Raw genomic sequence first — 15,486 nt, forward strand, 5'->3', positions numbered from 1 at the left:
AGGTGGCTTTTTTTATGCGCGCTGATCGCGGTTTAAAACAGCATTTGCGGTGTGATGTTTTCGTCGCCGTTGCCAGAGTCGCCGCCATCGCCACCTGAGAAATCGATGGTTACGCTTTCGCGGCTGTATTCGGTGGGTGCGTTCTCGGCTTTGAAGATCTCAAAGATGGCGCCGGCCTGACCCGGTTGTGCCAGTAAGCCGGTTTGTGGGTCGATGCGCACTCGCACAATACCAACCGGCTGCGACAGATTGTTGCTCGGCTGGCCATTCAGCGCGGTTTTCATGTACTCGATCCAGCCGGGCAAGGCGGCTCGACCGCCAAATTCGATCTGACCTAAACCCATGTTGTTGTCATAGCCCACCCAGGTAGAGGCCACGAAGTCGCCGTTGTAACCGGTGAACCAGGCGTCGACGGCGTTGTTGGTGGTACCGGTTTTACCGCCCAGGTCATCACGTCCCAGCGCCTGATTCGCCGCCCGTCCGGTGCCGCGACGGACCACGTCTTTGAGCATGGAGTCGATCAGATAGGTGGTTTGGGGTGTTAACACCTGAGGCGCATAGCGGCGTTCTGTTTGCACTGGCTGATCGTCAATTTCGCCTTCCAGATTGAGTTCAATCGGCGCGATGTCGACACCGGTGGCGCTGCTGCTGGCGGTCTCATCCTCGCTCCAGTAGGGCGTTGGCGTTTCCGGGCACCCGCGACAAACAACCGCTGGGCTGGATTCAAAAATCACATTGCCGTTGTTGTCTTCAATGCTGGAAATGAAATAGGGGTCGATGCGATAACCGCCATTGGCGAAAACGGCGTAACCGCGTGCGACTTCCAGCGGCGAGGCGACGGTACTGCCCAGCACCAGGGTCATGTCATTAGCGAGCTTGTCGCGCTCGAACCCAAAACGTTCGGCGTAACGGCGAGCGTAGTTGACACCGATGGATTCCAGCACCCGGATGCTCGACAGGTTGCGCGATTGGTACAGCGCCTGGCGTAACGGAATCGGCCCGAGGTAACGGTCGCCGGAATTGCGTGGTCGCCAGACATCTTCCAATGCATCGTCAGCGCGCACGATGGGAGCATCGTTAACGATGGTTGCCGGCGTGAAATCTTTATCCAGCGCAGCGGCATAAACGAAAGGTTTGAAATTGGAACCCGGCTGGCGGTTTGCCTGAATGGCACGGTTGTATTTTGACAGCAAGAAATCATAGCCGCCGACCAGGGCCTGAATGGCCCCATCGTTTGGTGACAATGACACCATAGCGCCTTGAGCATCCGGTATTTGCGCCAACTGCCAGTTACCATTCACTTGCTCTACGCGAATCAGGTCGCCGGGTACTGCAATGGAGAATGGGGTGGTGACTGCCGGCCCCAGGGTGTCGACATCAATGCGCTCGCGGGCCCATTCCATTTCGTCCAGCGCAAGCGTTGTCAGGGTGCCGTCACGCGGCAGAATCCACAGTCGGCGATCTTCGGCACGCACCACGATGGCCGGTGTCAGGCCGCCAAAACGAGGCGTGCCGTTAACCACTTCCCGCCAGTAGGCATAAGCCTCCGGTGGCGTACGGCCGGCCGTAGCGAAATGATTTTCGACGCCCAAATAGCCGTGTCGGCGGCTGTATTCGCTGAGCGTTTTGCGCAAGCCTCGAGTGGCGGCTTCCTGCAATTGCGAATTCAAGGTGGTGTGGACGGTGTACCCATCGCTGTAGGCCGCATCACCGTACCGTTCGATCATAAAAGCACGCACCATCTCGGCCAGATAGGCGGCTTCCAGCCCCGGACCGTTGCCTCGATATTGCGCACTCAGCGGTTGGCGAATGGCGGCTTCATAGCTGGCATCCGACAGATAGTTCATCTCGTGCATGCGACCGAGGACAAAATTGCGCCGGCGCAGGGCGCGGTCTGGATTGGCCAGGGGGTTGGCGGCCGAGGGAGCCTGGTGCAGGCCTGCAATCATCGCCAGCTCGGGCAGCGTCAGATCATTGATGTCGCGACCGTAGTAGACATCGGCCGCCGCCTGGATGCCGTAGGAGCGGTAACCGAGGAAATGCTTGTTCACGTACAGCTCGAAAATCTGCTCTTTGGTCAGTTCGCGCTCCATCTGGAAGGCCAGCAGAATTTCGGTAAATTTCCGGGTGATGGTTTTATCGCGTGTCAGGAAGAAGTTGCGGGCAACCTGTTGGGTGAGCGTCGAACCGCCGGGACCGTCGGTTTCACCCGTTGCCAACACCGTTAATACCGCCCGACTGAATCCTACGGGATCGACACCAAAGTGCTCTTCGAAACGGCTGTCTTCGACGGCGGTCAGTGCTTGGATGAATTGGGTGGGAATTTGCTCGTAGTGCAATGGACTGCGGTGCTGTTCACCGAACTCAGCAATGAGTTCATTGTCAGCACTGAGGATACGCATCGGTGTTTGCAGGCGTATGTCTCTGAGCGTTTCCACTTCAGGCAGCGTGGGTGACAGATACAAATAGACGCTGGCTGAAATGAGAACCAGAGCGCAAATCAGAGCATAGAGCGTCCACAGGATGAATTTGGTGCTATTGGCCAGAAACTTCATGTTTTCCCAATTAAATGAAAGGGTTAGCAGCAAGACGCCTTAACGGCCGGCCATTATAGGGGGAATTGCGTCTTTTTTATACATTGCGCATTGATTTTACGTGCGCTGTAATCGGTCGCCTGTAGGGATATGGAAAAGTCTCTAAGTGATTGTTATTGAAGGGATTATCAGTGACAACCTTACTCATGAAAAAGCCTGCACCGCTGCTGGGTGTGGATATTTCGTCGTCTGCAATTCGGCTGATTGAACTGACAGCGTCCGCTCGTTCACAGCGGGTTGAGGCCTATGCCTGCGAATCACTTCCTGAGGGTGTCGTGGTCGATCAGACCATTAAAGACGCCAATCGATTGAGCCAAATGATTGCCCGTCTTATACAACGGTCGCGCAGCCGTATCAGGCAGGCAGCGACCTTGGTTTCGGGCACCTCGGTGATTACCAAGGTGATTACCGTGGACGATCTGGCGTCGGATGTTGAACTGGAGCACCTGATTCAATTGGAAGCCGGCGCTCATATTCCCTATCCGCTGGAGGATGTCGCGCTCGATTTTGATGTGCTGGGCCCATCGTCGGAGCCCGATCGATGGCGGGTTTTATTGGTGGCCAGTCGTCGCGAAGAAGTTGAAGCGCTGGATGATGTTCTGCAAATGGCCGGGCTGGATGCTCAGGTGGTGGATGTCGAGGCTCTGGTGCTGGAACGGGCGTTGGCACTGATCGCTCATCAATACGATGCGCAAGCTGACGATGCGGTGGCATTGGTCGATCTTGAACCGCAGCGCTTAACACTCAACGTCCTGCAGCAAGGACACATTGTCTACCGCCGTGAGCAAGCGTTGCCCAGCCCGCCGCTGACCGGTTTGTCAGCGTCGACAGCCGCCGAACCGGTCTCCGGGTCGCTGGGTATGGCGCAGGACATGATTGAAACCATCCAGCAGAATTTGCAGTTCTTTTATGCCTCCACATCGGCTTCACCCATCAGTGGTGTATTACTGGGCGGGTCTAGTGACGGTCTTCCCGTGCTTGCCGATGCATTGTCTGAGGCGATCGGTCTGCCCGCGGAATTGGTTGATCCGGTGGCTCATCTTGAATGCGCGCCGAGGGTGAATCGTCAGCAATTGGCGAACGACAGCAGTGCCTTGATGAGGGTTTGCGGTCTGGCTCTGAGGAGTTTTGATCATGGCCACCGTTAACCTGCTTCCATGGCGTGAACGACGGCGCTATCAGCAACAACGGCGCTTTAAGCGACTGCTGCTGATGGTGGTGATTGTGGCGTTAATCAGCCTTTGGCTGTGGAACCGACATCTGTCACAACGGTTACACCATCAGCAGCAACGCAATGCCTTTCTGCAGCAACATTTGTCTGAGTTGGATCAGCGCTACCAGCGCCAACAACGGCTGCATCAGGAACGTACGGTGCTGATGCATCAACAGCAGCAATTGGCGGGCATTTATCGCAATCCGCAGGCACTGGTGAGGTTGTTGGAAACCCTGGCGCAGACAATACCGGACGGAGTGTATCTGACCTCGCTGAACCAGACCGCCGAACGAATTGAAATGGCTGGCCGCGTCGATCAGCCGGCCAGTTTGACGCCTTTTTTGCGACAGATGAATGCATCCGATGGGTTGGCTGAGGCAACCCTGGTCACGCTGGAGACCGATTCGGATCACCCCTCGTCGATGGCCAACCACTTCCAATTGGACGTGCGCAGTGTTGACCTGACTGAGGAGGAGGCCGGATGAGAAATTCAGACTTATGGAACGCCTTACGCCGGTTCGATTATCAACATTTGGACGTCGATAACCTCGGCTCCTGGCCGTTGGCGCTGCGCGGGTTGGTGTTGGTGGGTGTCGCAGCGCTGGTGATCGGTGCTGGTTGGTTTTTGCTACTGAGCGGGCGGTATGAACAATTCAATCGTGCCGTACAAAACGAAGTGCAATTAACGCAGCAGTTTCGGCGACAGGTCGACCAGACCGATCACCCGGCCGTACTTGACGCCGAACTGGCAACCTTGAGAAGTCATATTGAGGTAGCGCTGACCGAGGTTCCCAACCGGCTCGATTTGCCCGAACTGATCGATGCAATCAACAGGCTTGCCGCCGGTGCGGGTCTGTCTATTGAACAAATCACCCCCGATGCTGAACGTCTGCAGGGGCGGCTGATGGCGACACCTATTCAGGTGTCCATGCGGGGTGGTTACCATTCGTTGGGGGCATTTATTGCTGAGCTGTCGACCTTACCCAGCCTCATTAGTCTGCATCGCCTGACCATAAAACGACAGGCACCCGCTGAGCCTGGCGCATCGGCGGACAACGCTTTGTTGATCACTCTAGAGGCGCGAGCCTATCGCCAGACATCTGCAGGTGAGGAATAATGCGCCCGCTACTCACAGCGCTGTTGCTGACTACACTGTTGTCTGGCTGTGAACGCCAGACGGCCATGAGTGATCTGCATGCGCTGGTGGCCGATACCGAAGTGGCGGCGCTGGCGAAGGCGTCGTCGGATTCTCTGGCGATGGATCGCAAGGTTCGATACACAGCGCAAGACCAGCGCTCGCCATTCCAATACGCTGTGTCACCGACGGCATCGAAAGAGCGTGCGTCGACGGCGTCGTTGAATCCTGTGGATCGAAAAGCACCGGCTAAGTTGTCGGCCGTTTCTTTGGATGACTTGACGATGGTCGGAACCCTGAGTGGGATAAATTCTGCCTCGGCCCAGGCGTTGTTTCGCGATCGCAGTGGGCAAATCCATCGCTTGTCGGTGGGCGATCTCGTCGGCGCTCATGCTGCCCGTATCGTGTCGGTGTCTGAAGAACGGGTTGAGCTGCTGGAGAAAGTACCGCTTGAGGAGGGCGGTTGGATCTTAGAACCACGAACGTTTTTGCTGACTCAGCAGAAGCCATCAAGACTCTAAAAGACAAAAGAAGAACGTCATGATTTTCTACAAAACACTGCGCGTTTTCATGGCAGCTGCCATTCTGGCTTCAATCAGTCTGCACGCTCAGGCGGTGGTCCTGACCAAGCTGGAAATTAACGAATTATCTGCCGGGCGTACGCAATTGGAGCTGACTTTCAATGGCACAGCGCCCGAGCCGGTTGGCTACAGCGTTGAACGTCCGGCACGCATTGCTCTGGATTTTGCTGATACCGAAAATCGATTGCCGCAAAAACGCTTTGCCGTTGGCAGTGGTAATTTGCGTAACGCCATCGTGGTATCGACGGCCGATCGAACCCGGTTGGTTCTCAGTATGGCGACCCTGATGCCCTATAACGTGACAGTGTCCGGCCGTCGGGTGCGGGTGATCGTGGGGCCGAATGTACAGCAAAGCCAAGTCACTGGTTCAACACCAGCATTTAACAATACCGTGGATCAGCACGCCGCAAAGGTCAGCTTCTCGAATCATCCGCAATCGGCTTCCAACCCGCCCATGCCGCGCCTGTTGTCAGCACACTGGCAGGGCGACCATCAGTTGCAACTGAAACTGTCGGCTGATCGGGCTCAGGCCAGAATGTATCAAGACGGCAGCACAGTGAGGCTGCGGCTGGCGCAGTATCGAGTGCCTCCTACCCTGGCGCAGCCGTGGGCAGAATCCACCTTGCCCGATGCCGTTCAGTCGATGGCGTTTTTTCAAGACGGAGACGATGCACTCCTGCACTTGCAGCTGTCCCATCCTCTCATTATTGAAGCCTTTCAAAACGACGGTTTAGTAACCTTGGCGCTGCAACCAAACGCTGGTGTGGCCGGAGCCCTTGAAGACACGGCCGATGTCGATAACGACACTCGGCTGACGATGAACCTGCAAGACATTGAAGTGCGCTATGCGCTGCAACAAATTGCGGATTATGTCGGTCTGAATCTGGTCGCAGCAGATTCCGTGCAGGGCAGAATCACCTTGCGATTGCAGGACGTTTCCTGGCAGGAAGCGCTCGATTTGGTCCTGCGCAGCAAAAATCTGGATAAACGACTCAACGGCAGCGTGTTGCTGGTGGCGCCGGCTCAGGAGCTCGCAGAACAGGAGCAGTTGGCGCTGGAAAATCGGCAACGAGCGGAACAGTTAGCGCCGCTGGAAATCGATTTTATTCAGGTTAATTACGCCAAGGCCGACGACATTCTTGGCATTCTGAATAATCAGGTCGATGAACCCGCAACGCCCGAGAAAACCAGTTTGGGTTTTTTGTCTGAGCGAGGTGCGGTGTCCATCGACAGTCGGACCAATACGCTCATTGTGCGCGATACGGCGGCCAATCTGGCCAGTATTCGTCGTGCGGTTGAGCACTTTGATGTGCCGGTGCGGCAAGTGTTAATTGAGGCGCGTATCGTGGCGGCCCGTACCTCCGTCGGTGAGCAGTTAGGCGTGCGCTGGGGCGGCAACATTAACAGCGGCGGTAGCTCACCGGTGGTGGTGTCTGGCTCTTTAGATTCGACATCGAGCATTGGCAGTGGCTTAAACGCCTCCAATGGCCATGCTTATGAACAGGTGTACCCCGACGCTTTGGTAGTCGACTTGCCCGTCACCAACCCCAGTGCATCGTCGTTCGCCATTGGCGTTGCAGCTTTTGATTACGCCTTGGATCTTGAGCTATCCGCACTGGAAACCCGCGGCTCGGCCGAGGTAGTCTCGCAACCAAGAGTGGTGACCTCCAATGGCCAGGAAGCCTTTATCAACTCGGGGCAAACCATCGCCTTTGATGGCGCTGAAGGGGGTACAACCTTTGTGGATGCGGGGTTGTCGTTGCGAGTGACACCACAAATTACACCCGATGATCATGTGGTGCTCGACCTGGTTGTCACCCAGGACTCACTGGCCGCCGGTGGTGGGGCGATTGATACCAATTCGGTGACCACTCAGGTGTTGGTCGATGATGGCGAAACCCTGGTGTTAGGCGGCGTCTATCGAACCGAGACCATAACCACCATAGAAAAAACGCCATGGTTGGGTGACCTGCCGATACTCGGCCGATTGTTTCGCCGCACGGCCGATACCGAAGAGAAAACCGAATTACTGGTCTTTATTACCCCCAGTCTGGTTGCCGATTATCTTGCTGCAAACTGACGTTCGTTCTCACCCATACCTGCCACTTTAATACGCACTCATCACGCCAGGCATCGTTACCTGTCTGCCGGACAGTGATAAACTGACGCGATGAATGACATTTCCATTATTCTGATCGGTCCTATGGGATCGGGTAAAAGCACCATCGGTCGATTGCTATCGACGCGATTGGGCTTGCCGTTTATTGATTCCGATCGTGAAATCGAAGCACGCTCTGGCGCAGATATTCCGTGGATTTTTGATCTTGAAGGCGAGTCCGGATTCCGTGATCGCGAAACAGCGGTATTGGCAGAACTGGTCGATGAAGGGCGTCAGGTCATTGCTACCGGTGGCGGTGCCATTATCCGCCCGGAAAACCGAGAATTGCTGAAATCGAAAGGTCAGGTGGTCTATCTTAAGACGTCGGTAGAGCAGCAATTGGTGCGGACAGCCAAGGATCGAAATCGCCCCTTACTGAATGGCCCGGACCCGGAAGGTACGCTGCGGCGTCTGGCCGGCGAGCGCCGTCCTTACTATGAAGAGACCGCTCACCTGACCATCGATACCAATGGTCAAACACCTCGAACGGTAGTTCGGGAAATCATCAAACAACTCAAACTGAAGCGTTGAATCATGCAACTGAGTGTCGACCTGGGCGATCGTTCTTATCCCATCATTATTGAAGCTGGAATTCTGTCTGACGCCACGGCCTGGCAATCGGTGCTTCACCATACTGAAGTGCTGGTGGTGACCAATGAAACCGTTGCGCCGCTGTATCTGGATAACGTTCTTACCGCTCTGACAGCGCCGGGTCGTCGGCTGGAAAGTCTGGTGTTGCCGGATGGTGAGGCGCACAAAAACGCCGACACGCTCGGTTTAATCTACGACGCTTTATTAGAGCGTCGCTTTTCCCGCAAAGCGGTTTTGGTGGCGTTAGGCGGTGGCGTGATTGGTGATCTGACCGGTTACGCTGCTGCAACTTACCAAAGAGGCATCGACTTTGTTCAGGTGCCGACCACCTTGTTGTCGCAAGTGGATTCCTCGGTCGGAGGTAAAACCGGCATCAATCATCCGTTGGGTAAAAACATGATCGGTGCGTTTAAGCAGCCCATCGCCGTCATGATTGACCCCAATGTGATGAGCACCTTGCCTGAGCGGGAACTGTCTGCTGGTTTGGCTGAGGTGATCAAATACGGTCTGATTTACGACGCTGATTTTTTTGTCTGGCTTGAGCAACATCTGGATGAACTGCTGGCGCAACAACCGCAGGCGTTGGTGCAAGCCATCGCCCGCTCATGCGAGTTGAAAGCCGAAGTCGTTGCTGCGGATGAAACCGAGCAAGGCATTCGCGCTATTTTGAATTTGGGGCATACCTTTGGCCACGCCATTGAAGCCGAGCAAGGCTATGGCGCCTGGCTGCATGGCGAAGCCGTCGGTACCGGCATGGTGATGGCTTGCGACTTATCGCATCGACTGGGCTGGATTGACGCTGAGGTCTTCGATCGTGCGCGTGCCTTGATTGAACGTGCCCGTTTGCCCGTAGCCCCGCCGCCGTCAATGAGCGCCGACGACTTTATGAATCAAATGAGTCGTGACAAGAAAGTCGAATCCGGCCAGTTGCGTTTGGTATTGTTAAAGGCGTTAGGGCAGGCGGTTGTCACCGCAGATTTCGACGCCAGCCAATTGCAGGCGTCTTTGACAGCACGTTATTGAGGCCTGAACCTTGACGAACCCAATCGACTGGTCCAAAGCTAGAGAGCGATTGCGTTCGTGATAATGGAATTACTTCGTCCAGGTGGATGTTATGCAAGACTTTACTGACCAGACCCAGCGCATGCTCGACTACTACGGCCTCTATCAGGATCCCTTCGGTGAACTGGTGGATGCCTCTGTATTCAGCGGGGCCGGTGAGCGGTTGGAAATGGCCGAGCATATTCGCCACCTGCTGAGTTTCAGTGCACAAGATTGCCTGTTGATGGCGCCAACCGGTGGCGGTAAACACGCCATTTCGCATCAGGTGATCCGTTTATTGGATGACGACTGGCGCATTGCCTGGCTCGATGGCAGTGAAATCGACCGGCTCGACGGCGCCAGCCGTGAATTGATTGGCCAGTTGGGGCTGGGCCTGAAAACCGACGGCGACACCGCCAGTCTGTATCGCAATATGGCCGATGCCATTGCCCAGCGCACCGACGATGGCGAGAATTTTCTGTTAATCGTCCAGCAGGCCGACCTGCTTCCGGCCGATGTGCAAACCTGGCTGCAGTCGATGCGAACGCTGGCGCCTCGTACCGAAAGCCGTTTGCGCCAGTTGTGGTTGGCCAGTTCCGCCACCGCCATTGCGCAATCCGATAATGACGACCACTGGTATCGCCTGGTTTTGGAGCCACTCAGCGGTGCTGATGCGGTGGTTTATCTGAACGATCGTTTTGCGGCCTCTGGCCAGCCGAATGGCATTCCTATTGGTGATAACGACGTTGCGCGGTTAAACGATCTGGCCGGTGGGTTACCAGCTGAGTTGAATCAGGTTGCTCGTGATTACTTGATCGCCGGCACGTTCAAAACCACCGAGCGCAAGCAAGGCTTCCCGCTGACTCATGTATTGGCCGGGGCCGGTGTGGTGACGCTCATTGTATTGACGGTTCTGTATTCCAACCAAAGCGACTCCACGGATAACGCGGATGATAGCGTCGAACTGGCGGACATCGAACCGGTAACGTCGGACGCCGAAGAACCGCTCGAATCGGAGGTCCAGCAGCGACTGGCCGATGCGGTTGCCCGGGTGGAAGCGCGTCGTCAAGAAGCGGAGGCGGCGCAGGCCGCTGCCCAGGCGGAAGCCGAAGCGGCGGCGAGTGAAGCTGCGCAGACACCCGCTCCCGAACCTGCCCCTGAGCCTGCTGCCCCTCAACCCGAGCCAGAGCCGACGCCCCAGCAGAGCGCTTCGGCAGAACCTGCCGTTCAGGGATTGGCCGCCAACGCAGCCGATAACGAATACACCCTGCAATTGGTGGGTGTGCGCAACCGCGCCTCTGTTGAAGCCATCCTCGCGGAAATGGACAACCCCGAACAGTACGACATCATCACCTCCAGCTATCAGGGCCGCCCCTGGTACGTGCTGATCCATGGTCGGTACAGTGGCCCTTCGGCGGCGCGTGCGGATATCGCCAATCTGCCTGCCCGCTTCCGTGACCAGGAGCCCTGGGCGCGGACCTTTGCCAGCTTACGTAACAACTGAGATGAGCGAATATCGGGCAATCCGATAATTCAACCGCTTAATATACCGTTATTGTTTGTGTGACGTGCGTCACTGAATAGACTCGGTTGCGAACCTTCAGTAGGGGCGTCGGGATGTTTCTGTACCCGGCCGTTCAACCCCCGGTTTCCCTCGCGCACTGTGATGCCCCCAGTTTTTCGGGTAGGCAGCGCACGGTCACCGGCCCAGCAAGGCACTATTACAATGACAAACGGTCTCTATAATCCGGCTGAATTTCGCGACAACTGCGGTTTTGGCCTCATCGCTCACATGGAAGGCCAGGCCAGCCACGATCTGCTGCAAACCGCAATCGAGTCGCTGACCTGCATGACCCACCGCGGCGGTATTGCCGCCGACGGCAAAACCGGTGATGGCTGCGGCTTGTTGCTGCAAATGCCCGACGCCTTTATCCGCGCCGAAGCCAAATCTCACTTTGATGCCGACCTGGGCGATGCCTATGCCGTTGGCATGATTTTCCTCAGCGCTGAAACCAGTCGTGCCACCGAAGGCCGCAAAGCACTGGAATCATCGTTGACCGATCAAGGTCTGGAGGTGCTCGGCTGGCGCGTGGTGCCGACCGATGAATCCGTCTGTGGCCCGATGGCGCTGGCGTGCATGCCGACCATCGAACAGGTGTTTATCCGCGCGCCATCGCGTGAAGGTCTGGCCGTTAAGCTCTACGTCGCTCGTCGCAAAGCCGAACAGGCCATGGCCCACGACGAAGAATTTTACATCTGCTCGCTGTCTGACACTGTGTTGTCGTATAAAGGCCTGATGATGCCGGTCGATCTGCCGGCCTTTTATCCGGACCTGGCCAGCGAATCCATGGCAACCGCCATCTGCGTGTTCCACCAGCGTTTTTCCACCAACACCATGCCGAAGTGGCCGCTGGCTCAGCCGTTCCGTCTGATTGCGCATAACGGTGAGATCAACACCATTCAAGGCAACCGCAACTGGGCCAAAGCGCGGGCGTCTAAATTTGCTTCGCCTTATTTGCCTAACCTCGACGAATTGCAGCCCGTGGTGAATACCACCGGGTCAGATTCCTCCAGCATGGACAACATGATGGAGCTGATGCTGCTTGGCGGTATGGATTTATTCCGCGCTGCGCGCACCATGATTCCACCGGCCTGGCACAACGTCGAAAACATCGACGGCGATTTGAAAGCCTTCTACGAATACAACTCCATGCACATGGAACCCTGGGACGGTCCGGCGGGCATCGTACTGACCGATGGTCGTTACGCCGTGTGCATGCTCGACCGTAACGGTCTGCGTCCGGCGCGCTGGGTGATCACCAAAAACGGTTACATCACTCTGGCTTCGGAAATCGGTACCTTCGATTACAAGCCCGAAGATGTGGTCGCCAAAGGTCGTGTCGGCCCGGGTCGTATCGTTGCTGTCGATACCCAGACCGGTGAATTCCTGCAAACCGAAGAAATCGATGATCGCCTCAAACGCGCTCATCCGTACAAAGATTGGTTGAAAACCAACGCTGTGCGGTTGCGTTCCAAATTGGAACTGGCCGAGGAAGTGAACGGTTCATCGCTGTCGCCCGAACAACTGCTGGCCTACCAGAAACTGTTCCATATCTCTTTTGAAGAGCGCGATCAGGTGTTGCGTCCGCTGGCCGAAAGCGGCCAGGAAGCGGTTGGTTCCATGGGTGATGATACGCCGATGGCGGTGTTGTCGCGTCAGGTGCGCCCGGTCACCGACTACTTCCGTCAGCAGTTTGCCCAGGTCACTAACCCGCCGATTGATCCGCTGCGCGAAGCCGTGGTGATGTCGCTGGAGACCTGCCTGGGCCCGGAACGCAATTTGTTCCAGCCAAGCGCTGATCATGCCAAGCGATTGATTCTGACCTCGCCGGTGTTATCGCCGCTGAAGTATCAAAACTTTTTGCATCAGGAAGCGCCCGAGTTCCGCCATCAGCATTTGCCACTGGCCTATGCCGCCGATGGCGATCTGCGCGCTGCCGTTGAAGCACTGTGCGATACCGCTGAAGCGGCCAGCCGTGATGGCGTTAAGATCGTCATTCTGTCGGACCGAGATCTGCAAGCTGGCCAGGTGGCCATTCCGGCGGTCATGGCGACCGGCGCGGTGCACCACCGACTGGTGGAAAAAGGCCTGCGCTGCGACACCAACATCGTGCTCGACACCGGCGATATTCGGAATCCGCATCAGTTTGCTGTGGCCATCGGTTTTGGCGCTACAGCGGTGTATCCGTACCTGGCTTACGAAGTGCTGGATGACATGATCCGCACCAACGAGCTGCAAGGCGATCCGCGTCAGCTGCACAAAAATTACCGCAAAGGCATCAATAAGGGTCTGTTCAAAATCATGTCCAAGATGGGCATTTCGACCTTGGCGTCCTACCGCGGTGCGCAGTTGTTCGAAGCCGTGGGTCTGCATTCCGACGTTGTGGATCTGTGTTTTAAAGGCGTGCAAAGCCGCATTCAGGGCGCGCGTTTTGAACACATTCATGACGATCTGTGCACCCTCGCCAACAACGCCTGGAAACCGCGCAAACCGATCCAGCAGGGCGGTTTGCTGAAATACGTCCACGGCGGTGAATACCACAACTACAACCCGGACGTGGTTAAGGCGCTGCAGGACGCGGTGCAGTTGGGCGACCATTCCCGTTTCCGCGATTTCGCCAATTACGTCAACCAGCGTCCGGTCGCGACCATACGCGATTTGTTCGAATTGACGTCGGATCGCAAAGCCATACCGGTCTCCGAAGTTGAGCCGGTCGAAGCCTTGTACCCGCGTTTCGATTCTGCCGCCATGTCACTCGGTGCCTTGTCACCGGAAGCGCACGAAGCGCTGGCGATGGCGATGAACGAACTCGGCGGTCGTTCCAACTCCGGTGAAGGCGGTGAAGACCCGAAACGCTACGGCACCAACCGCCGCTCCAAAATTAAGCAGGTGGCTTCCGGCCGCTTCGGTGTGACACCGGCGTACCTGATGAGCGCTGATGTCATTCAGATCAAAGTGGCTCAGGGCGCCAAGCCCGGCGAGGGCGGCCAGCTGCCCGGTGGCAAGGTCAATAAATTGATTGCCGAGCTGCGCTATTCGGTGCCCGGTGTGACGCTGATTTCACCGCCGCCGCATCACGATATTTACTCGATCGAAGATTTGGCACAGCTGATTTTCGATTTGAAAGAGATCAACCCGAGTGCGCTGATTTCGGTGAAACTGGTCAGCGAACCCGGCGTCGGCACCGTCGCCGCTGGTGTTGCTAAAGCTTACGCCGATTTGATCACGGTCTCCGGTTACGACGGCGGCACTGCGGCCAGCCCGCTGACCTCGATCAAACACGCCGGCTCCCCGTGGGAGCTGGGTTTGGCGGAAGTGCAGCAAACGCTGCGCGGCAATGATTTGCGTGACAAAGTGCGGCTGCAAACCGACGGTGGTTTAAAAACCGGCCTGGACGTCATTAAAGCCGCCTTGCTGGGCGCTGAAAGTTACGGCTTCGGCACCGCGCCGATGGTCGCTCTGGGTTGTAAATACTTGCGTATCTGCCACCTCAATAACTGTGCGACCGGTGTCGCCACTCAGGACGATGCGCTGCGCGATCAACACTTCCGTGGCACGGTGGAAATGGTTAAACATTACTTCCGTTTTGTCGCTGAAGAAGTGCGCGAGCAGTTGGCGTTGTTGGGGTATCGCAGCCTGGGCGAGATCATTGGTCGTACCGATTTGATTACCGTCAAAAAAGGCGAGACACCGAAACAGCAAAGTTTGGATTTGTCGCCGATTTTATCGACCGCAAACATCGATCCGAGCAAACCACAGCAGTGCATGGTTGAGCGTAATAAACCCTTCGATGAAGGGGGTAAACAGCGCGAAATCCTCAAGGCAATTTTGCCGGCGATCGAAAACAAAACCGGTGGCGAATTCGAATTTCACATTGGTAACTGCGACCGTTCCATCGGCGCATTGGCGTCAGGTGAAATTGCCAAACGCTACGGTAATCAGGGCATGGCCGACCGGCCGATCACACTGAAACTCAACGGCATTGCCGGTCAGAGTTTCGGTGTCTGGAACGCCGGTGGTTTGAACATGGTTCTCGACGGCGATGCCAACGATTACGTCGGCAAAGGCATGACCGGCGGCAAGATCGTGATTCGTCCGCCCAAAGGTTCGGCTTTTGAGACCCAGCAAACCTCGATCATGGGTAACACCTGCCTCTATGGTGCAACGGGCGGTACTTTATTTGCCGCGGGCTGTGCCGGTGAACGCTTCGGTGTGCGTAACTCTGGCACCGTTGCGGTCATCGAAGGCGCCGGCGATCACTGCTGCGAATACATGACCGGCGGTATGGTCGCCGTACTCGGTAACGTTGGTGGCAACTTCGGTGCGGGCATGACCGGCGGCTTTGCGTATGTGCTCGATCTGGAAAACACCTTCCCGGATAAATACAACCGCGAACTGGTGGATATTCAACGTATCGGCACCGAAAGCATGGAAACCTACCGCGATCATTTGTTTGGCGTGATCGGCCGTTTTGTCGACGACACCAAGAGCGCCTGGGGCGCGGAATTGCTGGACAACTACGACGATTACGTCGGGCGTTTCTGGCTGGTCAAACCGAAGGCATCGAGCCTGTCGGATTTGTTATCCAACACCCGGGCCCGACCGGAATAAG

General features: G+C 56.4%; 10 protein-coding genes. 9 read left to right on the forward strand and 1 reads right to left on the reverse strand.

The features are described 5' to 3' along the window. Positions 1–32: 32 nt before the first annotated feature. Positions 33–2,555, reverse strand: a complete 2,523-nt coding sequence (locus tag BGP77_RS08320; protein ID WP_108164239.1) for a penicillin-binding protein 1A — start codon at positions 2,553–2,555, stop codon at positions 33–35. Positions 2,556–2,725: 170 nt separating this feature from the next. On the opposite strand from BGP77_RS08320, the gene pilM reads away from it, so the two are divergent. The 9 genes from pilM to gltB all read left to right on the forward strand — a co-directional run bounded on the left by pilM (position 2,726) and on the right by gltB (position 15,485). After that, positions 2,726–3,742 carry a type IV pilus biogenesis protein PilM gene (gene pilM, locus BGP77_RS08325; RefSeq protein ID WP_146171220.1) on the forward strand — a complete coding sequence of 339 codons (1,017 nt, stop codon included), beginning with the start codon at positions 2,726–2,728 and terminating at the stop codon, positions 3,740–3,742. Further along, positions 3,729–4,292, forward strand: a complete 564-nt coding sequence (locus tag BGP77_RS08330) for a PilN domain-containing protein (protein WP_108164241.1) — start codon at positions 3,729–3,731, stop codon at positions 4,290–4,292. The genes pilM and BGP77_RS08330 overlap by 14 nt, the downstream gene beginning before the upstream one ends. Further along, positions 4,289–4,924, forward strand: a complete 636-nt coding sequence (locus BGP77_RS08335; protein ID WP_108164242.1) for a type 4a pilus biogenesis protein PilO — start codon at positions 4,289–4,291, stop codon at positions 4,922–4,924. Before BGP77_RS08330 ends, BGP77_RS08335 begins: the two co-directional genes overlap by 4 nt. Further along, entirely contained in the window at positions 4,924–5,463 is a 540-nt protein-coding gene (locus BGP77_RS08340; RefSeq protein WP_108164243.1) for a pilus assembly protein PilP, read from the forward strand. The genes BGP77_RS08335 and BGP77_RS08340 overlap by 1 nt, the downstream gene beginning before the upstream one ends. A 19-nt stretch (positions 5,464–5,482) precedes the next feature. Then, complete coding sequence (gene pilQ, locus BGP77_RS08345) at positions 5,483–7,603, forward strand: type IV pilus secretin PilQ (protein WP_108164244.1); 2,121 nt, start codon at positions 5,483–5,485, stop codon at positions 7,601–7,603. Between the two features lie 90 nt (positions 7,604–7,693). Next, complete coding sequence (gene aroK, locus BGP77_RS08350) at positions 7,694–8,212, forward strand: shikimate kinase AroK (RefSeq protein WP_108164245.1); 519 nt, start codon at positions 7,694–7,696, stop codon at positions 8,210–8,212. Then, positions 8,213–9,295: a 3-dehydroquinate synthase gene (gene aroB / locus BGP77_RS08355; RefSeq protein ID WP_108164246.1), complete on the forward strand. Its 1,083-nt coding sequence runs from the start codon at positions 8,213–8,215 to the stop codon at positions 9,293–9,295. A 91-nt stretch (positions 9,296–9,386) separates the two neighbouring features. After that, entirely contained in the window at positions 9,387–10,817 is a 1,431-nt protein-coding gene (locus BGP77_RS08360) for an SPOR domain-containing protein (RefSeq protein ID WP_108164247.1), read from the forward strand. 222 nt (positions 10,818–11,039) lie between these two features. Continuing rightward, complete coding sequence (gene gltB / locus BGP77_RS08365) at positions 11,040–15,485, forward strand: glutamate synthase large subunit (RefSeq protein WP_108164248.1); 4,446 nt, start codon at positions 11,040–11,042, stop codon at positions 15,483–15,485. Position 15,486 lies beyond the last annotated feature (1 nt).

The sequence above is a fragment of the Saccharospirillum sp. MSK14-1 genome (assembly GCF_003054965.1).
Taxonomy (GTDB): Bacteria; Pseudomonadota; Gammaproteobacteria; order Pseudomonadales; family Natronospirillaceae; genus Saccharospirillum.

Bases quoted from the DNA above. Each gene is read 5' to 3' on its own strand.
- aroK (WP_108164245.1), top strand. From the start codon at position 7,694: ATGAATGACATTTCCATTATTCTGATCGGTCCTATGGGATCGGGTAAA.
- pilQ (WP_108164244.1), top strand. From the start codon at position 5,483: ATGATTTTCTACAAAACACTGCGCGTTTTCATGGCAGCTGCCATTCTG.
- BGP77_RS08320 (WP_108164239.1), bottom strand. From the start codon at position 2,555: ATGAAGTTTCTGGCCAATAGCACCAAATTCATCCTGTGGACGCTCTAT.
- BGP77_RS08335 (WP_108164242.1), top strand. From the start codon at position 4,289: ATGAGAAATTCAGACTTATGGAACGCCTTACGCCGGTTCGATTATCAA.
- BGP77_RS08340 (WP_108164243.1), top strand. From the start codon at position 4,924: ATGCGCCCGCTACTCACAGCGCTGTTGCTGACTACACTGTTGTCTGGC.
- BGP77_RS08330 (WP_108164241.1), top strand. From the start codon at position 3,729: ATGGCCACCGTTAACCTGCTTCCATGGCGTGAACGACGGCGCTATCAG.
- gltB (WP_108164248.1), top strand. From the start codon at position 11,040: ATGACAAACGGTCTCTATAATCCGGCTGAATTTCGCGACAACTGCGGT.
- BGP77_RS08360 (WP_108164247.1), top strand. From the start codon at position 9,387: ATGCAAGACTTTACTGACCAGACCCAGCGCATGCTCGACTACTACGGC.